The organism is Aeromonas popoffii (assembly GCF_000820025.1).
In the GTDB taxonomy this organism is placed as follows: Bacteria; Pseudomonadota; Gammaproteobacteria; order Enterobacterales; family Aeromonadaceae; genus Aeromonas; species Aeromonas popoffii.
On record NZ_CDBI01000055.1, the window covers coordinates 1 to 22,570 of the forward strand.

At 56.9% G+C, this 22,570-nt stretch carries 23 protein-coding genes; 8 read left to right on the forward strand and 15 right to left on the reverse strand.

Features of this window, described 5'->3' with window-relative positions; translation table 11 throughout:
• Together BN1129_RS10500 and BN1129_RS22480 are read right to left on the reverse strand one after the other, a co-directional pair.
• Positions 1 to 608: DJ-1/PfpI family protein (locus BN1129_RS10500; RefSeq protein WP_042036338.1), on the reverse strand; the 608-nt coding region annotated here is incomplete at its 3' end.
• Positions 609 to 778: 170 nt separating this feature from the next.
• Positions 779 to 1,216: an NUDIX hydrolase gene (locus BN1129_RS22480; RefSeq protein ID WP_084204626.1), complete on the reverse strand. Its 438-nt coding sequence runs from the start codon at positions 1,214 to 1,216 to the stop codon at positions 779 to 781.
• A gap of 127 nt (positions 1,217 to 1,343) precedes the next feature.
• On the opposite strand from BN1129_RS22480, the gene BN1129_RS10505 reads away from it, so the two are divergent.
• Entirely contained in the window at positions 1,344 to 1,877 is a 534-nt protein-coding gene (locus BN1129_RS10505; RefSeq protein WP_042036340.1) for a metal-dependent hydrolase, read from the forward strand.
• A gap of 125 nt (positions 1,878 to 2,002) precedes the next feature.
• On the opposite strand, the gene BN1129_RS10510 is transcribed toward BN1129_RS10505, so the two are convergent.
• The 9 genes from BN1129_RS10510 to BN1129_RS10545 form a co-directional block, all read right to left on the reverse strand.
• Positions 2,003 to 3,088 carry a hypothetical protein gene (locus tag BN1129_RS10510; RefSeq protein ID WP_042036341.1) on the reverse strand — a complete coding sequence of 362 codons (1,086 nt, stop codon included), beginning with the start codon at positions 3,086 to 3,088 and terminating at the stop codon, positions 2,003 to 2,005.
• A gap of 103 nt (positions 3,089 to 3,191) precedes the next feature.
• Entirely contained in the window at positions 3,192 to 3,572 is a 381-nt protein-coding gene (locus BN1129_RS10515) for a GIY-YIG nuclease family protein (RefSeq protein ID WP_042036343.1), read from the reverse strand.
• 89 nt (positions 3,573 to 3,661) lie between these two features.
• Positions 3,662 to 4,417 (reverse strand): hypothetical protein, encoded by a 756-nt coding sequence (locus BN1129_RS23315; RefSeq protein WP_157013339.1) that lies wholly within the window; start codon positions 4,415 to 4,417, stop codon positions 3,662 to 3,664.
• Between the two features lie 985 nt (positions 4,418 to 5,402).
• Positions 5,403 to 6,209, reverse strand: coding sequence for a tryptophan synthase subunit alpha (trpA, locus tag BN1129_RS10520; protein ID WP_042036344.1), 807 nt, complete (start codon positions 6,207 to 6,209; stop codon positions 5,403 to 5,405).
• Entirely contained in the window at positions 6,206 to 7,399 is a 1,194-nt protein-coding gene (trpB, locus tag BN1129_RS10525) for a tryptophan synthase subunit beta (protein WP_042036346.1), read from the reverse strand. Before trpB ends, trpA begins: the two co-directional genes overlap by 4 nt.
• Positions 7,400 to 7,466: 67 nt before the next feature.
• Positions 7,467 to 8,975, reverse strand: coding sequence for a bifunctional indole-3-glycerol-phosphate synthase TrpC/phosphoribosylanthranilate isomerase TrpF (trpCF, locus tag BN1129_RS10530; protein WP_042036347.1), 1,509 nt, complete (start codon positions 8,973 to 8,975; stop codon positions 7,467 to 7,469).
• Positions 8,972 to 9,985 carry an anthranilate phosphoribosyltransferase gene (gene trpD / locus BN1129_RS10535; RefSeq protein WP_042036348.1) on the reverse strand — a complete coding sequence of 338 codons (1,014 nt, stop codon included), beginning with the start codon at positions 9,983 to 9,985 and terminating at the stop codon, positions 8,972 to 8,974. Before trpD ends, trpCF begins: the two co-directional genes overlap by 4 nt.
• A 10-nt stretch (positions 9,986 to 9,995) precedes the next feature.
• Positions 9,996 to 10,595, reverse strand: a complete 600-nt coding sequence (locus tag BN1129_RS10540) for an aminodeoxychorismate/anthranilate synthase component II (protein WP_005347355.1) — start codon at positions 10,593 to 10,595, stop codon at positions 9,996 to 9,998.
• Positions 10,588 to 12,225 (reverse strand): anthranilate synthase component 1, encoded by a 1,638-nt coding sequence (locus tag BN1129_RS10545; RefSeq protein ID WP_042036349.1) that lies wholly within the window; start codon positions 12,223 to 12,225, stop codon positions 10,588 to 10,590. Before BN1129_RS10545 ends, BN1129_RS10540 begins: the two co-directional genes overlap by 8 nt.
• A 437-nt stretch (positions 12,226 to 12,662) precedes the next feature.
• Between BN1129_RS10545 and rnm the strand changes: the two genes are divergently transcribed.
• The 6 genes from rnm (at position 12,663) to tesB (ending at position 18,108) form a co-directional block, all read left to right on the forward strand.
• Positions 12,663 to 13,544: an RNase RNM gene (gene rnm, locus BN1129_RS10550; protein ID WP_042036350.1), complete on the forward strand. Its 882-nt coding sequence runs from the start codon at positions 12,663 to 12,665 to the stop codon at positions 13,542 to 13,544.
• 133 nt (positions 13,545 to 13,677) lie between these two features.
• Positions 13,678 to 14,298 (forward strand): L-threonylcarbamoyladenylate synthase, encoded by a 621-nt coding sequence (locus BN1129_RS10555; protein WP_042036617.1) that lies wholly within the window; start codon positions 13,678 to 13,680, stop codon positions 14,296 to 14,298.
• Positions 14,243 to 15,187 (forward strand): segregation and condensation protein A, encoded by a 945-nt coding sequence (locus BN1129_RS10560; RefSeq protein ID WP_157013340.1) that lies wholly within the window; start codon positions 14,243 to 14,245, stop codon positions 15,185 to 15,187. Before BN1129_RS10555 ends, BN1129_RS10560 begins: the two co-directional genes overlap by 56 nt.
• A 98-nt stretch (positions 15,188 to 15,285) precedes the next feature.
• On the forward strand, positions 15,286 to 15,855 hold the full coding sequence (gene scpB / locus BN1129_RS10565; RefSeq protein WP_042036353.1) for an SMC-Scp complex subunit ScpB: 570 nt from the start codon (positions 15,286 to 15,288) through the stop codon (positions 15,853 to 15,855).
• A gap of 263 nt (positions 15,856 to 16,118) precedes the next feature.
• Entirely contained in the window at positions 16,119 to 17,042 is a 924-nt protein-coding gene (rluB, locus tag BN1129_RS10570; RefSeq protein WP_042036354.1) for a 23S rRNA pseudouridine(2605) synthase RluB, read from the forward strand.
• Positions 17,043 to 17,244: 202 nt separating this feature from the next.
• Entirely contained in the window at positions 17,245 to 18,108 is an 864-nt protein-coding gene (tesB, locus tag BN1129_RS10575; RefSeq protein ID WP_042036355.1) for an acyl-CoA thioesterase II, read from the forward strand.
• Between the two features lie 68 nt (positions 18,109 to 18,176).
• On the opposite strand, the gene BN1129_RS10580 is transcribed toward tesB, so the two are convergent.
• From BN1129_RS10580 to BN1129_RS24385, 4 genes are all read right to left on the reverse strand, one after another.
• A complete protein-coding gene (locus BN1129_RS10580) occupies positions 18,177 to 19,355 on the reverse strand; it encodes a dicarboxylate/amino acid:cation symporter (protein ID WP_042036356.1) in 1,179 nt (392 codons plus the stop codon).
• Between the two features lie 117 nt (positions 19,356 to 19,472).
• On the reverse strand, positions 19,473 to 20,045 hold the full coding sequence (locus tag BN1129_RS10585) for a class I SAM-dependent methyltransferase (protein ID WP_422614005.1): 573 nt from the start codon (positions 20,043 to 20,045) through the stop codon (positions 19,473 to 19,475).
• A 248-nt stretch (positions 20,046 to 20,293) separates the two neighbouring features.
• Positions 20,294 to 20,422 (reverse strand): hypothetical protein, encoded by a 129-nt coding sequence (locus BN1129_RS24380; RefSeq protein ID WP_280136034.1) that lies wholly within the window; start codon positions 20,420 to 20,422, stop codon positions 20,294 to 20,296.
• 91 nt (positions 20,423 to 20,513) lie between these two features.
• Positions 20,514 to 20,639 (reverse strand): hypothetical protein, encoded by a 126-nt coding sequence (locus BN1129_RS24385; RefSeq protein WP_280136035.1) that lies wholly within the window; start codon positions 20,637 to 20,639, stop codon positions 20,514 to 20,516.
• A gap of 880 nt (positions 20,640 to 21,519) precedes the next feature.
• On the opposite strand from BN1129_RS24385, the gene rfbB reads away from it, so the two are divergent.
• A complete protein-coding gene (gene rfbB, locus BN1129_RS10595; RefSeq protein WP_042036359.1) occupies positions 21,520 to 22,566 on the forward strand; it encodes a dTDP-glucose 4,6-dehydratase in 1,047 nt (348 codons plus the stop codon).
• Positions 22,567 to 22,570 lie beyond the last annotated feature (4 nt).

The following is a 22,570-nucleotide window of genomic DNA, read 5'->3' on the forward strand; positions in this document are numbered from 1 at the left end:
TGTTCACGCTCTCGCCCTGATTCGATGGTTTTAGAAATAATCTCTTTAAATAGCTCTAACTGTCCCGCTGGAATTAACTGATTTTGTATGCTTTTTCGTTTATTTGAGTCAAACAACCGTTCTGCTAACCAACCAACTAGGTACATTAATGAAAGACAGCCACCGGCAGTAGCTATATTACCTTCGATAACGAGAGGTAGATCCTGAACGTCCCCTCCCATGCTTTCTAGAGCAGCCTTAGCGTGTGGATTTGTCGTTAACTTCTTCCCGTTCAGCAAACCAAGTTCGTGTAAAATAAAAGCCCCTGCGCATATAGAGCCGATGAGTTGCTTTTTAGGGTCAAGCTTTAAAGCGGACATGAAGTTTTTGTCTTTCAGTGCAGCTGGGATCCCTCGGTAACCACTCGTGATCAAAACAACATCTTGCTCATTAACCTCAGAGATATGGCCTTCGGTCTTCACTGAAATTCCGAGTTGCGAGTTATGCTCTGCCTTAGTGCCTAATATTTTCACATCCCAGCTATCAGTGGTTCGACCAAGCAAGTCATACATAAGAAAGAAATCTACATCTGTAAAATCATCAAACAGAACAATGCCCACTTTATACATAATATTTTTATCCTTTATTGTAGCTCGAACAAGTCGCATCACGCCTGCTCAAGGAGCTGGCAACGCAATACCACTAAACTCAAATATAACAACCGTAACCACTTCAGTTCAATGGGATTGGAAACGCCACGCGTTGACAGTCCCTCTTGAGGTGTCTGTTACGCGTTTTTTCAAAGCGTACTCTGAAGCCTTTGATTAAGCTCCCATAAGGCTATTTTGTTTGAGTCATATTTCAAACATTCACTAGCCTCTTGGAAGCTACACCAACGAAATGTTGTATGCTCATTTGATAGTTGTGGCTCAGCAGACACCCGAACTGAGAAAGAATATTCAGGTACTACAAACTGATGATTAGTCCAATTTTCATGACCAGCATAGTACACCTTGGGAAGCATACACATTGAGTCAAGCTGCTGCCAATCACAGCCAATTAAACAGGTTTCTTCTTTAAGCTCCCGTTTTGCCGCCTCAAGAATGGATTCGTTATCTTCACCACCGCCTGAAATAGCTTGCCAAGCCTCATTGTCACTTCGTTGTCCGATTAAGTAACGAGGTTGTTCATTGAGGATTTGATACGGAAATACTAATACTTGAAATGGTGCTCTCATTGATTGTTCCTCTAATCGCATAACGCCCGCTTAAGGGGAAAGGTGAGTATCATCATTTTTATTCTTCACGTTCACTTCACCGAGCGGGGGTAGGGTAGGCTAACGTTTTCAGTCGGAGCTTTACTCCATGCCCACCATAGTCACTCACGCCGCCGTACCCCTCTGCCTTGGACTGGGGCTTGGCAGCCGGATTATCCCGCCGCGCCTGCTGCTGGCAGGGGTTGTCATCGCCATGCTGCCCGATGCCGATGTGCTCGCCTTTAAACTGGGGGTCGCCTACGGCCATGTCTTTGGCCACCGCGGCTTTACCCACTCACTGCTGTTCGCCTTTGCCCTGCCCACTCTGGCCATGCTGTTTTACCGCCAGTTAAGGGCCAGCGCCGCCACCGTCTGGTCGTTTCTGTTGGTGTCGCTGCTCTCCCACAGCCTGCTCGATTCCCTCACCACCGGCGGCAAGGGGGTAGGCTGGCTCTGGCCGTGGCATGACGAGCGTTTCTTTGCCCCCTGGCAGGTGATCCGGGTCGCCCCCTTCAAGCTGGAGGCCTATCTCACCGCCCGAGGGGAAGCGGTGATCCTCTCCGAGCTCTACTGGGTATGGCTGCCGGGGGTTGTATTGATGCTGGTGTTGATGGGATGGCGGGTGCGGGGCAGGGGACGGTAGTGGTGGGATTGGGAAAGGTTATTGGATATATCGTGGCTGAGTAAAAGATCAGAACTTGGACACCCATCTCTTGAGTTCTGGCTATGCAACATATTGCTCAGAAAGATGGGTGTCATGATTGCTTTTTAGTAGAGCGTGACCAACCTGAGAACTTTTAATATTGGTTTATACTCCAATGCAGCTAAAAGACGAACAGCATATCGTTCACTGTTTTCTATCTCAATAATTATATTAAATAGCATTGCGTTGTGTTCATGAAGGTGTTTAAGGTTGTACATATAGCTATTGGATAGCTTCAATCTTATTATTTCTTCAAGTGAAGCTTTATCTATTTCATGTAAACCAGCCAATGTCATGGAGCCGATCTTGTTCTCTAAAATATACTTGTGTTTTGCGTCTTCTATTTCAACGCTAAAGTCGTATATTTTGTCAACGACATCTGAAATAGAATTTATCGCCATTTTGGTGTCAGCCTCAAAAGGTTTAAAGACTGGGCGCTCGATCTTATAAGATAAAAACATATCAAAAAGATAGCTTTTCAGACTAACAACCTTAAACCCCATTTCTTCGAACGGGTATAAGCTAAGATTGCAGTTATCTTCATTTGGGCGATCATCTTCGTGCCCCAACAGTATGGTTTTTTCAACTTTTAGGAAAACATTAACTAAATATAATGAAACATAACTTTTTGCCAAGGTCTGATTGGTTGTAGGAATATATCCGACATATGCATCGCTATCCTTTAAAAACTGATGTATATCTGTTAGTGATCTTTCCGTTAAATTATTAACATAAACTGCATATAATAGAGTGCTATGTCTAAACACAAAGTTATTTGCAATAACTAACGAATCTCGGAGGATTTTCTCGATTGCTGTTTGATCATCGCCCAATAAATCACCGCACAATACACTCTGGACGGATTTTTGTTCCAGCTTTGGTAAAATTTTTAGCATCACCTCTCGACCATACGTGAAAGACTTAATTAGGGTTGAATCAAATATAAATGCCGCTTCATGTTTATCTGTGCTTGGTACAAGACCAGCACGAAGTTTATTGTAGTCAATACCCTTCTGTTTAAGAACTGAAATTACTTCAGCATGCAAACATTTAATCTCATTTCGCATGTTTTTAGATGAAATGTTCAGAGTTTCTTGCATAACTTCTAGGAAGACATTTCCGCGCGCATTTAATGTATGAATTGGAGTCATTTAATGATGTCTGGTATAGATTAGTTTGGCCTGATAACCGGAAAGTTTTGAATCTACCTTTGTATACAGGCTATGCAGCAGAATTGCTAAGAAATATGGGGGGTTATGTGTCTTTATTGTGCTTTGGATTGAGCGCTAGAATCAATAAAGATTCTAAAGCTCTAATCTGCATGTCGCTTGTCTCTGAAATAATGAAGATTAAGCTGGCTGACATCATTTCTTGTTTAAAGCCATCGAAATCTACACCTTTATCAGACATGAAATTTTTCCGGAATGTACCACCGGAATCGTTCTCTGAAAAGTTTTGTGTAACTCGTGTTTTAAGATCTTGCTTTCTAGCTTCGCCCACATACAGGGTTATATTGTTTTTATCACGAAATATATAAACACCGTGCTTACCCTCTACATTGATGAAATCGGCGTAATTATTACTTCCTTCAGTAGCCCATATTTTATTAAGTGAGCAGTTAGTTATAATACTCATACTATTCCCATTGTGACATAGTGATGGCATTTTCGGCTGGTTTGGAACGCAGCGGAAAACCAGTCTGACAACTGCGTTTATTAGAACATCTACGCGATATTTCGCACTGCATAATACTCTGCCTTTTTGTATGAATCTTTAAGGTTTTTTGGAAGCAACGAAAGTAAGGCATCTTTAATGGCGGACTGGCCAACATTTAAACCTTGCTGATCGCTCAAACCCCAAGTTTCATCCGAGCAGCTATTCTTTTTAGCGAAACGGAATACACCCTCAAAAAATGAACGCACTGAAGTAAAAGCTTGGTCTTTCTGCATTGCTTCAAGGTTGCATACGATTGCAGAAGAATAATCCATTGAGGTATTTCCACCCTTGTCCTTCCTAGCGGAAATAAGCAACAACTCAGTTTCTCCGCTATATTGCCATTTTGATTCGGATTCAAGCTCATGGATTACATCGGAAAATGCTTTTTCGCTAAAAAGCCAATCAACCCCATCTACTCTTGCCACAGAGTCCTGATCAGGATAATGGCTCTCTGGCCAATAGGCACCATAACCCACGCAAAAGAAATCAATAGCTTCGCCTGAACGATGATGAAAATAGTTAAGATGACTCACTATTTCACTTTTAGATATTGATGATTTTGGGTGAGCTAGCAATATTCCAACTAGTTTTGAGTTGCGCTCTTCTTGAACTCTTACAGTTTGATATCGCGTTGGAACATTCATATCTAAAGATGTCATATAGCCCATAATGACAATGGGCTTTTTCTTCAAATATTCAACTATCCGAGGGAGATCAGAGTCAATCCTTTCTATTATTCCACTTAATGAGTGTGCGTCGTACACGAAATCTCCTTGGATAGTTCTAACAGTGATTAGATAGAAGGCGGCACTAATCCGATAGCATAGCCTTCCATATAACTCCGCTCTGCCCTGATAGTTGCCACGAAAAAATAAAATTAAATAAAAATATTACCAGTCTGATTCTGATGCCTGAGCGTATTCGCTTGGCTTCTTCGTCGGTGATGGCAAGAGTCGGCAAGGCTACCGCCCCTGAGTGACAGCCCCCAGATCGCTGCTTTTCACCCGCGAGATAGCAACAATCGCAGCCATGGTGTGCTCCCGAGAGAGAGATTGTCGTTTGGCTATCTTAAGGGGGAGGGGGGCGCCTTGAGAAGCGTGTTTTGGCGGGAATCTGTGCTGGATCAACAAATTAGTCATTGCACCCAGTGCTGGGTGATCACTCGCTTTGCTAGTGAATGCGAAGATACCCTCACCCCAGCCCTCTCCCAAGGGGAGAGGGGGGCTTGTTCACGGTTGCACGGTAGCCGAAGACTGACACGGTTTTGATACCCCTCTTATTCGCTTAGGCGAGTCCTCTTGTCCAGGCCGCGAGGCAGGACGCCGAGCAAGCGGCGTTGGGCCATGGACGGCCCATCGGCGCGTGCCGTTGGACAAGAGGATGAGCCGAAGGTACCCGACGTCAGTCGGGCGAATAAGCGGGGGAGAAGACCTTTGGTGACTTTGGGTCTTTCCAAAGGCACTCGCCTCAGCCCGAAGGGCGGGCGAAACCCCGTCGAGGGCGGAGCCCTCGCGTCCTGCGTGGCGAAGCCGCGCCATCACATCCAATCCGCGAACGTTCGAATACGCTGCGCTATTCGAACCTACGATTCGATAACGCCGGGGGATTATGGGTTCCCTCACCCTGACCCTCTCCCAAGGGGAGAGGGGACAAAGACGCTGGGAGCGGCAACAAGCAGGAAATCGAAAGGGAGCCTATCAGGCTCCCTTTCTGCAGACACGGCCAATGGCATTTGACCCATGCCGCCCCTTATCGATTGGTTGCGGCCTTCATCCCTTCTACAAACTCTTTCAGGCGAGTGAGCATATGCTCCGGGTTCTGGTGGTGGGTCTCGATGATCTTCACCACGGCGGAGCCGGAGATGGCACCGGCGGCGCCAGCGGCGATCGCGGCGCGGACTTGCGCCGGTTCGCTGATGCCAAAGCCGAGCAGGGCGGGGGGGGCTTTGAACTCGCGCAGGGTATTGATCAGGCCATCCACCGGCATGCCAGCCTTGGTCTCGGCACCGGTGACGCCAGCGCGGCTCACCAGATAGGTGTAACCACTGCCGAGCTCCGCCACCTGTTTCAGGGTCTCGGCATCGCCATTGGGTGGGGCGATAAAGATGCTGTCGATACCGAACTTGTCGGCGGCCGCCTTGTAGGGGGTGCACATCTGCACCGGCACATCGGCGACCAGCACCGAATCCACGCCCGCCTGCTGGCACTTCTCATAAAAACCGTCGATCTGGCGCACATAGACCAGGTTGGCGTAAACCAGCAGGCCAATGGGCAGTTGCGGGTACTTGGCGCGGATGCGGCCGAGCAGCTCGAAGCAGTCGTCCGGGGTGGTGTGGCTCTCGAAGGCGCGCAGGGCGGCGCCCTGAATGGTGGGGCCGTCCGCTACCGGATCGGAGAAGGGAATGCCGAGCTCAAGGGCATCGGCCCCCCCTGCGACCAGCGCATCGACGATGGCCAGCGACAATTCGGGGGTGGGGTCACCCAGCATCACGAACGGCACGAAGGCGCCCTGATTGACCGCATCCAGACGGGAGAAAAGTTGTGCGTAACGGTTCATGACAAGGTTCCTTCTTTTTCAAAGATGTCGGCAACGGTGAAGATATCTTTGTCGCCACGGCCGGAGAGGTTGACGATGAGCACCTGCTCTTTTTCCGGTTCACTACGGGCCATCTTGAGGGCGTGGGCCAGCGCGTGGGAGGACTCCAGCGCCGGGATAATGCCTTCGGATTTGGCCAGCTCCTGGAAGGCGTCCAGCGCCTCCTTGTCGGTGATGGAGACATATTCGGCGCGGCCGATGGAGGCCAGATGGGCGTGCTGCGGGCCGACGGAGGGGAAGTCGAGCCCCGCCGAAACGGAGTAGGACTCCTGAATTTGGCCCTGCTTGTCCTGCATCAGGTAGGAGTGCATGCCAAAGAAGACCCCCTTGCTGCCGTGACCCAGCGGCGCACCGTGCTCGCCACTCTCGATGCCGTGACCACCCGGCTCGACCCCGATCAGACGCACCTCTTTGTTGTCGATAAAGTCGGCAAACATGCCGATGGCGTTAGAACCGCCGCCGACACAGGCGATCACCGCATCGGGCAGCCGCTCCTCTTTCTTGAAGCACTGGGCCTTGGCCTCTTCGCCGATCATCTTCTGGAACTCCCGCACGATAGTGGGGAAGGGGTGCGGACCGGCAGCAGTGCCCAGCAGGTAGTGGGCGGAGTCGTAGTTGGCAGCCCAGTCACGCAGCGCCTCGTTGCAGGCATCTTTGAGGGTGCTGGAGCCGGAGTGCACCGGAATGACGGTGGCCCCCATCAGCTTCATGCGAAATACGTTGGGCTTCTGGCGCTCGCAATCCTTGGCACCCATGTAGACCCGGCACTTGAGGCCGAGCAAGGCACAGGCCAGTGCGGTGGCAACGCCATGCTGACCGGCTCCGGTCTCGGCGATGATCTCGCTCTTGCCCATCCGCTTGGCCAGCAGCGCCTGACCCAGCACCTGGTTGGTCTTGTGGGCGCCGCCGTGCAGCAAGTCTTCACGCTTCAGATAGAGGCGGGTCCTGGTGCCGCGGGTCAAATTGCGGGTCAGGGTGAGCGGGGTCGGGCGACCGGCATACTCGGTCAGCAGCTCCTGAAATTCGGCGATAAAGGCCGGATCCTCCTTGGCATCGACGAAAGCTTTTTCCAGCTGAAGCAGGGCGGGGATGAGGATTTGGGGTACATACATACCGCCAAATTCACCAAAAAACGGGTTGAGCAGGGTCATGGTTTCTTCCTTATACCTTGAGTCAAAAACGGAACATCAAAAATGATACAGAGATCCAGTGGCCGCCTTAGAGCGCGCGCAGGGCGGCGAAGGCGGCGGCGAGTTTGTGGCCATCTTTCTGGCCCGGGGCACTCTCTACCCCAGAGTTGAAATCAAGGCCGAGGCAGCCGACCTCTGCCGCTTGCAGGGCATTGTCGGGATTTAGCCCGCCTGCCAGCATCAGCTTGGCTTTGTCGAGATTGGCCAGCAGGCGCCAGTCGAATGCCTGACCGGTGCCGCCGCTCTGGCTGCCCACTTTTGTATCCAGCAGCAGCCGATCCGCCGGATAGTCGAGGGTGGGCAGCGGCTCGCCGCTTTCTTTGCCAAGAGAGACGCCTATGGCTTTCCAGATCTGGCAGCCAGCTGGCAGCAACGGGCGCAGCGCCTCGATATAGGCGGCGTCTTCATCCCCATGCAGTTGCACCGCGGCCAGTCCCAGTGCTTCAACCGTCTGGACTATGGTGGCGGGCATGGCGTTGCGAAATACCCCGACGTAAGAGAGCGGCGCACCCGCCATCACTGCGCGGGCGGTGGGAATGTCCACATAGCGCGGGCTTTTGGCAACAAAGATAAGTCCCCCGAACACCGCACCTGCCTGATGGGCGGCGGCGGCATCGTCGGCGCGGGTCAGGCCGCACACCTTGTTCTGACCCAGAGTGAGCTTGCGTACCGCAGCCTCCAGATCCGGCTCGGCCATCAAGGATGAGCCCACCAGAAAGCCCTTGGCGTGCTGGCGAAGGTCGGCGACCTGGGCACGGTGATTGATGCCGGACTCGCTGATCACGACCCGGTCGCTCGGAATGTCTCTGGCCAGCTGTTTGGTGCGGTTGAGATCGACGCTCAAATCGCGCAGATCCCGGTTATTGATGCCAATCACGGGGGCGCCGAGCGCAATGGCACGGGTCAGCTCCTCTTCATTGCTCACCTCGGTCAGCACCCCGAGGCCGAGCGCTTTGGCCACCGCGAACAGGGCGCGATAGCCCTCGTCGGTGAGCACAGAGAGCATCAGCAGGATGGCGTCCGCCTGATAGTGGCGGGCCAGATAGACCTGATAGGGGTCAATCATGAAATCCTTGCACAGCACCGGCTGTTGGACGCGACCTCGCACCCGCGGCAAAAAGGCGAAATCCCCCTGAAAGAACTTCTCGTCGGTCAGCACCGAGATGGCGGTGGCGTATTTGCCATAGATGTCGGCGATGGCCTCCGGGCTGAAATCGTCGCGGATCAAGCCCTTGGAGGGGGAAGCCTTCTTGCACTCCAGAATAAAGCAGGTGGAGCCTGCCTTGAGGGCGCCGACGAAATCCCGATCGCTTGGGATCAGCGCACTCTGGAAGCTCTCCAGCGGCTGGGCCTGCTTGCGGGCGGCAACCCACGCCTGCTTGGCCGCCACGATTTTGCCGAGAATGGTCTGATTGATGGAGGCCATGTTCAGAAAGGCGTGGGGGGCAATAAGGTCTGACATCTCGTTATCCTTGCGAAGCTGGCTCTTGCCCAGAGGGCGTTCTGAATGACTGCTGTGCGATGTGGTGGACATCATGCCTCCTGATGACTCAGGGTCGCCAGTTGGATGGTCAGCTCTGCTGCCTTGCCGCTCGCCAGCACCGCCAGCACCTGTGCCGCCGCGCTCTTGAGATCCTTCGCCTTGCCCGCCATCAGCAGCAGCGGGGCCACATTGGCGGCGATGGCGGCGTTGTGGGCCGGGGTGCCTTGCCCAGCCAGAATGGCGGCGGTGATGGCGCGGTTCTCTTCCGGTTCCCCCCCCTGAATGGCACTGACCGGATAGGTCTCGAGGCCAAAATCAGCCGGGGTGATCATGAATTCGCGGATCTCGCCGTCACGGATCTGGGCCACCTGGGTCGGGCCGTGGATGGCGATCTCGTCGAGCCCGGCGCCGTGCACCACCATACCGGTTTTCAGACCCAGCGCCAGCAGGGTTTCGGCGATGGGACGCACCAGCTCGGGGGCATAGACCCCCATCAGCTGATAGGTGGGGCGAGCGGGATTGATGAGCGGCCCCAGCACATTGAACAGGGTGCGGGTCTTGAGGGCCTGACGCACCGGCATGGCGTGGCGCACGCCAGCGTGGTACTGGGGGGCGAACAGGAAGCAGATGCCGAGTTCATCCAGACAATGGCGCGCCTGCGCCGGGCTCATGTCGAGCTTGATGCCCATCTTGTCGAGCAGATCGCTGGAGCCGGATTTACTCGATACAGAGCGGTTGCCGTGCTTGGCCACTTTCAGGCCGCAGGCGGCGGCGACCAGTGCCGAGGTGGTGGAGACATTGATGGTGTTGAGGCCATCGCCACCGGTGCCGACGATGTCGCAGAACTCGTAGTCCGGATGCGGGAAGTCGCGCGCCTCCGCCAGCAGGGCCTCGGCGGCACCGGTGATCTCCTCCGGGGTCTCCCCCTTGATCTTGAGGGCGGTCAGCAGACTTGCGAGCACTATGGGATCCACTTCGCCACGCACCACTTGCCCGAAGGCGTCGCGGGTACTTTCACGGCTCAGAGACTGACCCTGATAGAGGGTGTTGAGATGATGATGCATAGGGTCTTCCTTACCGCACACTGCTAACTGGACGGGTGATATGGGCGAGCGCCTGAGTCAGCAGGCGGGCCCCTTCCGAGGTCATGATGGATTCCGGATGGAACTGGAAGCCCAGCACCCGCTCATCCTGCTGCTCGATGGCCATGGGCATGCCCTGATAGTGGGCAATCACCGTCAGCTCCTCCGGTACATAGGTGGCGACCAGCGAGTGGTAGCGGGCCACCGGCAGCGGGCTCGGCAGACCGGCGAAGGCGCCGTGGCCGTTGTGCTCAATCAGGGAGCGCTTGCCGTGGACGATTTCACCCGCCGCGCCGACGGTGCCGCCGTAGGCTTCGCACAGGGCCTGATGACCGAGGCAGATACCGAGGATCGGCACCTGACCGCGGGCCAGCTTGATCAGATCAATCAGGCAACCCGCTTCGTGGGGGGCGCCCGGCCCGGGGGACAGCACCAGTACCGCATCCCCTTCGCAGGCGGCAATTTCGCTCATGATGCGACTCGCCGGCAGGCTGTTGCGGTAGATCCGCACCGGATAACCGAGGGAGCGGAACTGGTCGACGAGGTTGTAGGTAAAGGAGTCGAAGTTATCGAGCAGGAAAATGTTAGTCATGGCTCACGTCCTTATGTTGTTCCTGCTGGGCGCTCAGGGCTTGCAGTGAGGTGCCATGGCTGGCGGCGATGGCGGCCAGCACGGCGGCCGCCTTGGCGCGGGTCTCGTCCGCTTCGGCCTGGGGTTTGGAGTCATAGACCACACCGGCACCGGCTTGCACATGGGCCACGCCATCTTTGACAAAGGCGGAGCGAATGACGATGCAGGTATCCATCTCCCCCGCGCCGTTGATGTAGCCGACGGCGCCGCCGTAGCTGCCGCGGCGCTTGCCCTCCACCATGCGAATAAGCTCGCTGGCGCGGATCTTGGGGGCGCCGGTGAGGGTGCCCATGTTCATGCAGGCCTGATAGGCGTGCAGGGCGTCAAGGTCGGCGCGCAAGGTGCCGACCACCTTGGAGACCAGGTGCATCACGTGGCTGTAGCGATCCACCTTGAGCAGCTCCTTGACGTAGCGGGTGCCGGGCGCCGAGATGCGAGCGATGTCGTTGCGGCCCAGATCCACCAGCATCAGGTGTTCGGCCACCTCTTTTTCATCCTGACGCAGCTCCAGCTCGATGCGGCCATCCAGATCCCGGTTGATGCTGCCATCCGGGTTCAACCCCCGGCGACGGGTACCGGCGATGGGGTACATCTCGACGTCGCGGCTGGCGGCGCAGAATTTCACCGCGCTCTCCGGCGAGGCGCCAAACAGGGTGAAGTTTTCATCCTGCACGTAGAACATGTAGGGGCTGGGGTTGGTCTGCTTGAGGCGGCGATAGGCGGCCAGCGGGTTCGGGCAGGGCAGGGAGAAGCAGCGGGACGGCACCACCTGGAAGATGTCACCACGGCGGATAAAGCCCTTGAGCTTCTCCACCTCGGCGCAGAACTGCTTGTCGCTCTTGTCGACGCTCATGCCGCCGGTGAGGGCCGCAGTGGCCAGCTCGGCGCAGAGGGGCTGCTGGCAAAGCTGTTTGAAGTCGGTGAGCCGTTCGCTCAGGCGGGTATATCTGTCATCCACCTGACTCTCGTCGCTGTCGCCGCCGAAGATGCAGGCGAGCAGTTGGGTAGAGCGCTCGATATGGTCGATGGTAATGAGGGTTTCGGCCACATAGAAGCAGTAGTCGGGGCAGCTGTTGCCCCCCTCCGGCACCTCTGGCAGATCCTCAAAGGAGGCGATCAGGTCATAGGCGAAGCTGCCCGCCATGAACAGTGCTTCTTTACCCAGTTGGCATTGGAGCTCCTGTTGCAGGGTGCGCAGCACGTCCAGCACGCTGCTCCCCTTGAGGCGGCTGTCTTCATCCTGCTCCCGATCGGAGGCCGGGAAGTCGAGCTGCAGCTCGCCATCCACCAGAATCTGGCTGATGACTGCGGGCAGGCGCTCGGCCAGCAGGCTCTGCAACTGGGCGCCGTTGTCGTTCAGGGTGCGCACCCGCACGGTGCGACCACGGCACTCGATGCGCAGGCAAGCATCCACCAGCAGCAGACTCTGTTTGCCCGCTTTGGAGTCGATCTCGACCGATTCCAGCAGCAGGTTGTTGGGGCGGCCCTGACAGAGCCGGGTATAGAGCGCCAGCGGGTCAGCCACATAGGGGGCGTTGAGCTTGAGGGTATCGAATTCACCCAGGGGCAAGCGAGTCGTATTGACGGTCATAGTGCGTTCCCTTGCGTGTGATGTGTTTTACCGATGTTCATGACGTTGCATACCTTGAAAAAATGCCTTGGAATTTAAGTTGGTTTGGGCGGTTTCAGTAGGGTCGCCATCGCCAGGTCATTGCACTTGTCTGAATTCTTGGTTTCATCACAGGTCCATTTGCCGGATAATAAAAAAGCCCGCTGGGGTCAGCGGGCTTTTTCTTTGGGTTCTTAATTTGCTGTCAGATTACAGGTACAGCAACGACCACACGCCCGCATGTCAGGGAGTGTGCCACCACCAGATGGTCAGGATGGAAGTCGTTTGCATGATAAAGTCCTGTAAAAAGAGGTTTGCAATGAAGTGCCTACAGAAAACGATAAAGCCGCGGCCAAGTCAAGTCGCTTTTTAGCCTTCTTTCACCGATGGTGACCTGATCATGAGAGCGGAATAACCTGATGAGATTCGATCTTCACTGTCATACCACTGCCTCCGACGGTGTGCTGAGCCCGGCCGAACTGGTGCGCCGCGCCGCCGAAAAACAGGTCGAGATGTTAGCGGTTACTGACCACGATACCCTTGACGGGCTTGATGAGGTGCGTCGCACCATCGAAGCCGAGCAGCTGCCGCTGCGGCTGGTGAGCGGGGTCGAGATCTCCACTGGCTGGGAGCATCACGAAATTCATATCGTGGCGCTGGGGGTGGATGAAAAAAATCCGCAGCTGGTGGCATTTTTGGCGGGCCAACGGGCTCGCCGCGAGGCGCGCGCACTGGAAATTGGGCGCCGTCTGGAGAAGTGCCTTATCCCCGGCACCTATGAAGAGGCCAAGGCATTGGCCGGTGATGCTGCCGTGACCCGCGCCCATTTTGCCCGGGTGCTGGTGGCACGCGGGGTGGCCGACAACATGCAGAAGGTATTCAAAAAGTACCTGAGCCGTGGCAACAAGGGTTATGCCCCGGCCGAGTGGCCCGAGATGAGCGAGGCCATCATTGCCATTCACGCCGCCGGTGGGCTGGCGGTGCTGGCCCATCCCAGCCGTTACGATCTCACCGCCAAGTGGATCAAGCGGTTACTGGTAGCCTTCAAGGCGGCCGGTGGCGATGCTATGGAGGTGTCACTGCCCCAGCAGAGCCCGCAGGAGCGAGCCAACCTGGGCCAGTGGGCCAAGGATCACGATCTCTATATTTCGGTGGGGTCTGATTTTCACTTTCCCTCCAACTGGACCGAGCTGGGCCGCCACCTCTGGCTGCCCAAGGAGGGCATGCCGGTCTGGCTGGCCTATCCGGGCCACTTCGGCCTCACCACCGAGCAGCATACCGCCCTGCTGGCCAGTCGCTAGCATGGGGTTGGCCGGTGGACCCCCGCTGTATGGGAGGGTAAACCGGCGTCAAACAGGTTAAGGTAGCGTCATGGGTCTGGAACCCGTGACCATGAAGCGGGCACCGCGCGTGCCCCTATCGCGAGAAGAGCATATGAGTCAGCATTTTTACGTACACCCGGAAAACCCCCAGGCCCGTCTGATCGGCCAGGCGGTACAGATCATCCAGAACGGTGGCGTCATCGTCTATCCGACCGATTCCGGCTATGCGCTCGGTTGCCAGATGGGTGACAAGGGGGCGCTGGAGCGCATCTGCCGCATCCGTCGCATTGATCCCACCCACGACTTCACTCTGGTGTGCCGGGATCTTTCCGAGATTTCCACCTACGCCAAGGTGGACAACACGGCGTTCCGCCTGGTCAAGGGCAACACGCCCGGGCCTTACACCTTCATCTTCAAGGCGACCAAGGATGTGCCGCGCCGCCTGATGAACGAGAAGAAGAAGACCATCGGTATCCGGGTGCCAGCCAACAACATAGCGCTGGCCCTGCTGGAAGCGCTCGGTGAGCCGCTGCTCTCGACCTCCCTGATCCTGCCGGGTTCAGAGATGACGGAGTTTGACCCGGAAGAGATCTTCGACAAACTGGGCAAGCAGCTGGATCTGGTGGTCAACGGTGGCTATCTGGGCGAGCAGCCCACCACGGTCGTGGATTTCTCCGATGACGAGCCGGTGCTGCGTCGTCGTGGCGCCGGAGACCCGACCCCGTTTGAGTGAGTCTGCCGACCCAGCGCCTGTGATGGCTCCGCCTATTTTGGGCGCAACGGGGGAGGGAGCCCTCCCCCAGGCCATCCCAACCCCCATCGCGCGCGTGCTGGGGCAGCCCTACCATGAGTTGCCTCAGGACTTGTTCATCCCGCCCGATGCGCTGGAAGTCTTCCTCGATACCTTCGAGGGCCCCCTCGATCTGCTGCTCTACCTCATCCGGCGCCAGCAGCTGGATATCCTGAACCTGCCGATCTTGCAGATCACCGCCCAGTACATGGAGTACGTGGAGCTGATGCAGGGGCTCAATCTGGAGCTGGCAGCGGAGTATCTGCTGATGGCGGCCTGGCTGGCGGAGATCAAATCCCGCCTGCTGCTGCCCAAGGCCCCCGAGCTGGCAGACGAAGAGGAGGGAGAAGATCCCCGCGTCACGCTTATTCGTCGACTGCAGGAATATGAGCGCTTCAAAGTGGGGGGCGAGCGCCTCAATGCCTTGCCACGGGTGGAGCGGGAGATCTTTATCGCTGCCGCCTTGCCGCCGGATTTTGGCGATCTCACGCCATTGACCCCGGATGTTTCGCTGGTTGAGCTCGCCCTTTACATGCAAAGTGTGGTAAAACGCGCGACTCATTTCGAACATCATCAGATCCGTCGCGAGCAGATCCCGACCCGGGTGCGCATGGCGGAGATCCTCGCCATGCTCTCCTTGGGCCAGACGTTGCGGCTGGAACAGGTGCTCAGAGCCGAAGAGGGGCGCATGGGGGTGCTGGTGACGTTTCTGGCCCTGCTGGAGCTGTGCAAGGAGTCCCTGATCTGGATCCTGCAGGCCGAGCCGCTGGGGCCGATCCATTTTGCCCTGGCGAGTCAAGATGAAAGCGGGGAGCGTGAACATGCACACTGAGTTGTTTTCTTTATCCCGAGCTTGCTGCCAGTTTGCCGGGGTGTGTGTGCATCTCCCGTTGGCATGCCAGCCTGATGTCATGCGCGGGGAGGGCAACCGTGGCGCTGCCCGCTGAACGACTCAAGACACTGATCGAGGCCGCGATCTTCGTGGCCGGGCGCCCGTTAACCGTGAGCGAGCTGAAAAGCGGTGTGCTGGCGGATTACCCCGTCACCGGCCGCTATGTGCAACTCTTGCTGGCGGAACTGCGACAAGATTACAGCGAGCGGGGGGTGGAGCTCAAAGAGGTCGCCTCCGGCTGGCGCTTTCAGGCGCGCCAGGAGTATGCCGAGGAGCTCTCCAGGCTCTGGAGCGAGCGGGCGCCCCGTTATTCCCGCGCCGTGATGGAGACGCTGACCCTGATTGCGTATCGTCAGCCCATCACCCGGGCCGAGATAGAAGCGATCCGCGGGGTGGCGGTGTCGAGCCAGATAGTCAATACCCTGAAAGAGCGTGGCTGGGTGCGCAGCGTCGGACACAAGGAGGTGGTGGGTCGCCCCGAGCTGCTCGCCACCACCCGGGAATTTCTGGATTATTTTAATCTGCAGAGCCTGGAGCAGCTCCCCGAGCTGGATCCTGAACTGCAACCCCCCTTGCCCGCGCTGCCGGTCGAGGGGAGCGAGACCTAGTCCGGGTCGCTGGCCTGTGCCAGCTGACCGGGCCTCTTGAACAGGAGGGCGTGTCGGATGACCTATACGGGATCCTGCATCGCCATCCCCTTGCCCGGCATGCCGGGGGAGGGCCGCGAGAGCTGGTCCACTGTGCTGGCATGTGCCAGCTGACCAGCTCTTTTGAGTATTAAAGCGTGTCGGATTGCCCGTACGGGGTGCGACACAGTAATAACCGTTGCCCGTTATGCTGGCGGGCAGCGATCAACAATCAGGTAACCCCGATGAGTGAAAAACTGCAAAAAGTGTTGGCCCGCGCGGGTCACGGCTCCCGTCGTGAGATGGAGGCCCTGATCACCGCAGGTCGGGTCAGTGTGGATGGCAAGGTCGCCACACTGGGAGATCGCGTCGAAGTGAACGCCGTGATCCGTGTCGATGGCCATACGGTCAAGACCCGTGCCGAGGAAGAGATGATCTGCCGCGTGCTGGCGTATCACAAGCCCGAAGGGGAGATGTGTACCCGTCACGATCCGGAAGGTCGTCCCACCGTGTTCGATCGTCTGCCCAAGCTGGAAAGCGCCCGCTGGATCGCGGTAGGCCGTCTCGACGTCAACACCTCCGGCTTGTTGCTGTTCACCACAGACGGTGAGCTGGCTAACCGCCTGATGCACCCGAGCCACGAAGTGGAGCGCGAATACGCGGTGCGTGTGTTTGGCGAGATCACCGAAGCCATGCTGCAGCGCCTGCGCAAAGGTGTGCAGCTGGAAGATGGCATGGCCAAGTTCAACAAGATCAAACCGGCCGGCGGTGAGGGCCTGAACCAGTGGTTCAACGTCACCCTGACCGAGGGCCGCAACCGTGAAGTGCGCCGCCTGTGGGAATCCCAGGAAGTGCAGGTGAGCCGTCTGATGCGGGTGCGCTACGGCGACGTCACTCTGGATCGTGGTATCCCCCGTGGTGGCTGGCAGGAGCTGAAACTGCCGGATGTGAACTACCTGCGTGGTCTGGTCAACATGCCGCCGGAGACCGAATCCAAGGTCGATCTGCAGCAAGATGGCAAGAGCACCCGTCACAAGCAGGCCGCCCAGATCCGCCGCGCCGTCAAACGTCACAAGGATATGCAGGGCATGGAGCCGCGTGCACGCAGCACCACGGCCCGCCGCAAGCCGACTTCCTCCACCCGCAACTCGGGTACCGGCAGCAAGTAAGCGTTGTGATGACTCTCATGGGTTCGCCCAAGAAAAGGCCCGCCTCTCTGGCGGGTTTTTTGTTGCTGCAGTTTGCTGTTGAGTATTCCAATGCCCTCTTTGCTGAATGAAACCGCCCGGCAGATCCGCTGTGGGGGAGGGGCAAGGTTGCTCTGCCACGGCAGGCTTGTTAGCCTTTGTGGCACAGATACAGGAGATAATAATGAGCAAGGTACTTGATGAGCTGCTGGCACTGCTGGCGCTCGAGAAAATCGAGGAGGGCCTGTTTCGGGGCCAGAGCCAGGATCTCGGTCTGCGGGCCGTGTTTGGCGGACAGGTAATGGGGCAGGCCTTGTCAGCCGCCAAGCAGACGGTGGCCGCCGATCGTCAGGTGCACAGTTTCCACTCCTACTTCCTGCGCCCCGGTGATGCCAATCATCCCATCATCTATGACGTGGAGAATATCCGTGACGGCCAGACCGTCTCCACCCGCCGGGTCAAGGCCATTCAGGGCGGCAAGCCGATCTTCTATCTCAACGCCTCCTTCCAGGTCGAGGCCGAGGGATTCGAGCATCAGATCAGCATGCCGACGGGGATCACTCCGCCCGAGCAACTCAAGAGCGAGCTGGAGCTGGTGCGTCCCTACGAGCAGCAGATCCCGCCGGTCCTGCGCGACAAGATCATGTGCGAGAAGCCCATCGAAATTCGCCCTGTGACCCTGGTCGATCCGATCCGGCCGGATGTACATGAGCCGCTGCGCCACGTCTGGTTCAGGGCCAATGGCCAGATGCCGGACGATCAACGGGTCCACAAGTATTTGCTGGCCTATGCCTCCGATTTCCACTTCCTGTTTACCGCCTTGCAGCCCCATGGCGTCTCGTACTGGGAGCCGGACATGCAGGTGGCCACCATCGATCACTCCATGTGGTTCCACCGGGACTTCCGGTTGGATGACTGGCTGCTCTACGTGGTGGACAGCCCGAGCGCCAGCGCCGGTCGCGGTCTGGTGCGCGGCCAGTTCTTCACCCGCGAGGGGATGCTGGTGGCGAGCACGGCGCAGGAGGGGGTGATCCGTCGGCGCGGTTGACCTCACATATCAGCCATAAAAAAACGGGAGCCGATGGCTCCCGTTTTTTTATGTGTTTGCTTGCCGTATCAGGCTGCGTCCTGCTCGGTGCTGGGCACGGTTTCCCCGTTCTGGGCGAAACGGTTGGCCCACAGGGCGATGACGCCATCACCGGTGACGTTGCAGGCGGTGCCGAAGCTGTCCTGCGCCAGATAGAGGGCGATCATCAGGGCGATGGAAGCTTCACCGAAGCCGAGCATGGAGGTGAGCAGGCCCAGCGCCGACATGACGCCGCCACCCGGTGCACCCGGCGCGGCTATCATGATGACGCCCAGCATCATGATGAATGGCAGCATGGTGTCTACGCCCGGAATGGCCAGGTGCTCGGAGAGGAACATGACGGCGGTGGCACAGGTCACCAGCGTGATGGTGGAGCCACACAGGTGGATGGTGGCGCACAGGGGCACGGTGAAGTTGGCGATGCCATCGCTCACGCCGTTGTTCTTGCTGGCCTGCAGGGCAACCGGAATGGTAGCGGCGCTGGACATGGTGCCCAGTGCGGTGAAGTAGGCAGGCAGCATGTTCTTGATGAGCATGGCGGGTGAGCGACCCAGCGCCAGACCCGTGCCAACGAACAGCACCGAGAGCCAGAGCCAGTGCATGACGATGGCCATCACCAACACCACGCCAAAGGTCTTCAGGGTGGCGAAGACGGTTCCTTCCACTGTCATCTCGACAAAGACACCGGCGATGTAGAACGGCAGCAGCGGGATGATCACCTTGGCCAGCAGGCGGTCGATGATGTCACGGCCCTGATCGGCGACCCGGCGCATATCGGTGGCCTGGGTAGCGCTGACGCCGATGCCAAAGATAAAGGCGGCGGCCAGGGCAGACATCACGCTAAACAGCGGCGGGATCTCCAGATTGATGTAGGAGGCGAGTTTGATCGCCTCGGCCGAGGTGGGCTCGGCAGCGCTGGTCAGTTGCGGGATCAAGTGGCTCGCCACGGTAAAGGCAAACAGCCCCGCCAGAATCGTGGAGCAGTAGGAGAGTGCCACGGTTTTACCCAGTAGCTTACCGGAGTTTTTTGGCAGGCTGGCGATGCCGCTCATGATGAAAAACAGGATGATGAGCGGAATGGTGAAGGTGATCAGCTGACCTATGACTATCTTGGCCGTAAACAGCACGCGTGCGACCCATTCAGGGGCGTAGAGACCTAGCAAGAGACCGGCCAGGATGCCGGCAACCAGTTTGAGGACAAGTTTCATAAGTAAATCCAGGTGTTAGTGTCTGATTTGTTATTTGATTTTGATTTTAATGCCGCTTTTTAACACAAACGCCGTATCTTGTCTGCCATCAGCTGGTTAACTTAGAGTTAAATATTGTTATCTGGATGATGGATCACGGGAGATGGGCCCCTTGAAGCGACGGCGGCGATATTGGTTCCTGGTGGGGGCGAGATCGGGGAGGCGGATCAGCAGGGCATGTAACCAGCGGCCGTGCTCGGTATCCTCGCTGCACCAGATCTGATGCAGGCCAAACGGCAGGGGGGCGATCAGTTGTTGCAGGCGGGCCTCATCGAGGCGGGTCTGCAGTGGGTATTCATCCTGTGAGGGAGCCACGGCGCAGCGGTGCTCGCCCTCGTCATAAGGGAAGGAGCAGTAGAGCGGCGCCTGGGGTTTGAGCAGGCCGGCGAGATGCATCAGGGCGGGGGCAAGCTCTCCTTCGGCCAGGCAGGGCAGCGAGCCGCTGGCCCAGATGCCGTCAAAGGGCAAGGCGCTGTGCATCTGCTCGAGGCGGCAGACCCGCACCGGCTGGCCACCGCGGCGCGATGCCAGCCTGGCCTGGGCCAGACTGGCATCCAAGGCGGTGACCATGAGACCTTGTTGCCGGAAAAAGTGCAGATCCTCACCCGCGCCGCAGCCCGCTTCCAGCAGATGAGCCCCGCTTGCCAACAACATCAGAAAGCGCTGACGGGCTGACAGGGTGTCTGGATCCGCCACAGATGGCAGACTGGGGGGGGCATCATGATGGGGCAGTGGCAATATGGGCATGGCAGGCACCTTCTTTCGGGGGCGCTACTCTAGCAAATTTGGCGGCGGGCTACCAAAGTGTCGTGCTGCAAACCAGCACTGCCTGGCAGGAGTGCGGGTCAGTGATGGTGTGGGGGAGCAAGGAGCGCTGGCCAGCTCCGGGTCCAAGGCTATCAGGTGTGGTGGGCGGCCGGGCTGTTTGGCAGGGCTATCAGGGCAAACAGGCTGTCGAGCAGGAGGTCGTACGACACCACGCCGTTCGCGAAGCTCGCCATCAAGGAGGTGGTGCAGACCTTGTTCAAGGCGATCTTCCTGGTGTTCTGCGTCATGTATCGTTTAATGGAGGGACAGGGATCTGGTCTTTTATCCCCCCCCCAGATCAACCACCCCATCTTAGATGGTGGCAAACGCATTGCCGACCTCGACGTGGCCAAGGTGAGCAGCAGGCAGGCGGTGGCCAGCGATGAGAAGAGTATCCAGACCGCTTTCAATGAGGTTGTGGGTATGATTGGATCTCATGGTGATTGCCAACAGCCTCTGCAGGTGCGCGCGCACTCTACAAAGCCGTCGGTGGTGGTTGGCAAGCCCCCGACAGGATCTCGATGGAGCAGTAGCTATCACCTCACAGCTTGCGTTATGGTATAGCCACAGGGCGAACCATTGGGTTCGCCCTGTTTGCTTTCAGCAAAAACATACAGATATGAAACCTTGATGACATAATGCGTCGTGCGGGTGTTGCCGCTGCCAGGTGCTAAATGGATGGGTACGTTGGCAAACAAGGTCAATGTGTGGGGAGGAGGGGCGGTTGTTAGTGTAAACACCATGGCACACTTGCCGTAAACCTCGAGGCGCGGATCGATATCATGACCCAAATTAGAGCTAACGCTCAGTTTGCTATTACTTTTACTTCAGTATTAATGGGGTCAAGGCTAGAATGGGCAACTTATGAATCCAATCTGTAGGTTTAAGTGGGAAATCTCCTGCACGCTTTCATTCTGATAGATTAATGAACAGCCAGCAGGTCCGGCGCTTTAAACTGTGTTGTTTTGACTGTTCAAACAGGCCGGAAAGGCGCTAGAATCCAGACTTTGTCCTTGTTGTACGGTTTTATCTCGCGGCCGTTTCTGGTAAGACCGCCAGACTGAATTTTTAAAACAATCGAGACGTTGTCATCAGGGACGGTGGCAGACTTATCCTACGCTGGAGGGCATCATGGCCAACAGCACTCACAATCTGGTAAAAAGCAGCAAACTGGGGGCTGTAACTCAGGGGCGGTAGCTTATCGAAACTTCCTGATTAGCGTGAGATATCTGCCTGTCAGACACACTCAATTTTTCCTCCATTCTTTTTCGTTAGCTGAAAATATTAATTTTTTCTATTCATTTTCAAGAGCATACCTATGAAAACCCTTGTCACTGGTGGCGCTGGCTTTATCGGCTCGGCGGTTGTTCGTCATATCATTCAAGACACCAACGACTCAGTCATCAACCTCGATAAGCTCACTTATGCGGGCAATCTGGAATCCTTAGCCAGTGTCGCAAACAGTGGCCGTTATGCCTTTGAACAGGTGGATATCTGTAATCGCAGTGAATTGGATAGGGTATTCGCCCTGCACCAACCTGATGCAGTCATGCACCTGGCGGCGGAGAGCCATGTCGATCGTTCCATCACTGGCCCTGCCGATTTCATAGAGACCAATATCGTCGGCACCTATGTGTTGCTGGAAGCGGCTCGCGCTTATTGGAACGGTCTGGACGAGGTGCGCAAGGCGGCCTTTCGTTTTCATCATATCTCCACCGACGAGGTGTATGGCGACCTGCCCCACCCGGATGAGGTAAGTGCCGGTCATCCCTTGTGGAATAAGCCATTGCCGCTCTTTACCGAAACCACTCCTTACGCCCCCAGCAGCCCCTATTCTGCCTCCAAGGCCTCCAGTGACCATCTGGTGCGCGCCTGGCGCCGTACTTACGGCCTGCCGACCATAGTCACCAACTGCTCCAACAACTACGGCCCTTACCACTTCCCCGAGAAGCTGATCCCGCTGGTGATCCTCAATGCGCTGGATGGCAAGCCGCTGCCGGTCTATGGCAAGGGCGACCAGATCCGTGACTGGCTCTATGTGGAAGACCACGCGCGCGCGCTCTATAAGGTGGTGACCAGTGGCGTTATCGGTGAGACCTACAACATTGGCGGTCACAACGAGAAGCAGAACCTGGACGTGGTACACACCATCTGCGATTTGCTGGACGAGATGGTGCCCAAAGCTGGCTCTTACCGCGATCAAATCACCTATGTGGCGGATCGCCCCGGTCACGATCGCCGTTATGCCATCGATGCCAGCAAAATGAGTGCCGATCTGGATTGGCAGCCGCAAGAGACCTTCGAATCCGGTCTTCGCAAAACTGTGCAGTGGTATCTGGATAACTACCATGCCAAAACTACTTAACATT

What these genes read in the sequence shown, in the direction of transcription:
- BN1129_RS22480 (WP_084204626.1), bottom strand. Translation starts at nt 1,216, where the DNA reads ATGAGAGCACCATTTCAAGTATTAGTATTTCCGTATCAAATCCTCAAT.
- BN1129_RS10505 (WP_042036340.1), top strand. Translation starts at nt 1,344, where the DNA reads ATGCCCACCATAGTCACTCACGCCGCCGTACCCCTCTGCCTTGGACTG.
- BN1129_RS10510 (WP_042036341.1), bottom strand. Translation starts at nt 3,088, where the DNA reads ATGACTCCAATTCATACATTAAATGCGCGCGGAAATGTCTTCCTAGAA.
- BN1129_RS10515 (WP_042036343.1), bottom strand. Translation starts at nt 3,572, where the DNA reads ATGAGTATTATAACTAACTGCTCACTTAATAAAATATGGGCTACTGAA.
- trpA (WP_042036344.1), bottom strand. Translation starts at nt 6,209, where the DNA reads ATGAACCGTTACGCACAACTTTTCTCCCGTCTGGATGCGGTCAATCAG.
- trpB (WP_042036346.1), bottom strand. Translation starts at nt 7,399, where the DNA reads ATGACCCTGCTCAACCCGTTTTTTGGTGAATTTGGCGGTATGTATGTA.
- trpCF (WP_042036347.1), bottom strand. Translation starts at nt 8,975, where the DNA reads ATGATGTCCACCACATCGCACAGCAGTCATTCAGAACGCCCTCTGGGC.
- trpD (WP_042036348.1), bottom strand. Translation starts at nt 9,985, where the DNA reads ATGCATCATCATCTCAACACCCTCTATCAGGGTCAGTCTCTGAGCCGT.
- BN1129_RS10540 (WP_005347355.1), bottom strand. Translation starts at nt 10,595, where the DNA reads ATGACTAACATTTTCCTGCTCGATAACTTCGACTCCTTTACCTACAAC.
- BN1129_RS10545 (WP_042036349.1), bottom strand. Translation starts at nt 12,225, where the DNA reads ATGACCGTCAATACGACTCGCTTGCCCCTGGGTGAATTCGATACCCTC.
- rnm (WP_042036350.1), top strand. Translation starts at nt 12,663, where the DNA reads ATGAGATTCGATCTTCACTGTCATACCACTGCCTCCGACGGTGTGCTG.
- BN1129_RS10555 (WP_042036617.1), top strand. Translation starts at nt 13,678, where the DNA reads ATGAGTCAGCATTTTTACGTACACCCGGAAAACCCCCAGGCCCGTCTG.
- BN1129_RS10560 (WP_157013340.1), top strand. Translation starts at nt 14,243, where the DNA reads ATGACGAGCCGGTGCTGCGTCGTCGTGGCGCCGGAGACCCGACCCCGT.
- rluB (WP_042036354.1), top strand. Translation starts at nt 16,119, where the DNA reads ATGAGTGAAAAACTGCAAAAAGTGTTGGCCCGCGCGGGTCACGGCTCC.
- tesB (WP_042036355.1), top strand. Translation starts at nt 17,245, where the DNA reads ATGAGCAAGGTACTTGATGAGCTGCTGGCACTGCTGGCGCTCGAGAAA.
- BN1129_RS10580 (WP_042036356.1), bottom strand. Translation starts at nt 19,355, where the DNA reads ATGAAACTTGTCCTCAAACTGGTTGCCGGCATCCTGGCCGGTCTCTTG.
- BN1129_RS24385 (WP_280136035.1), bottom strand. Translation starts at nt 20,639, where the DNA reads ATGAGATCCAATCATACCCACAACCTCATTGAAAGCGGTCTGGATACT.
- rfbB (WP_042036359.1), top strand. Translation starts at nt 21,520, where the DNA reads ATGAAAACCCTTGTCACTGGTGGCGCTGGCTTTATCGGCTCGGCGGTT.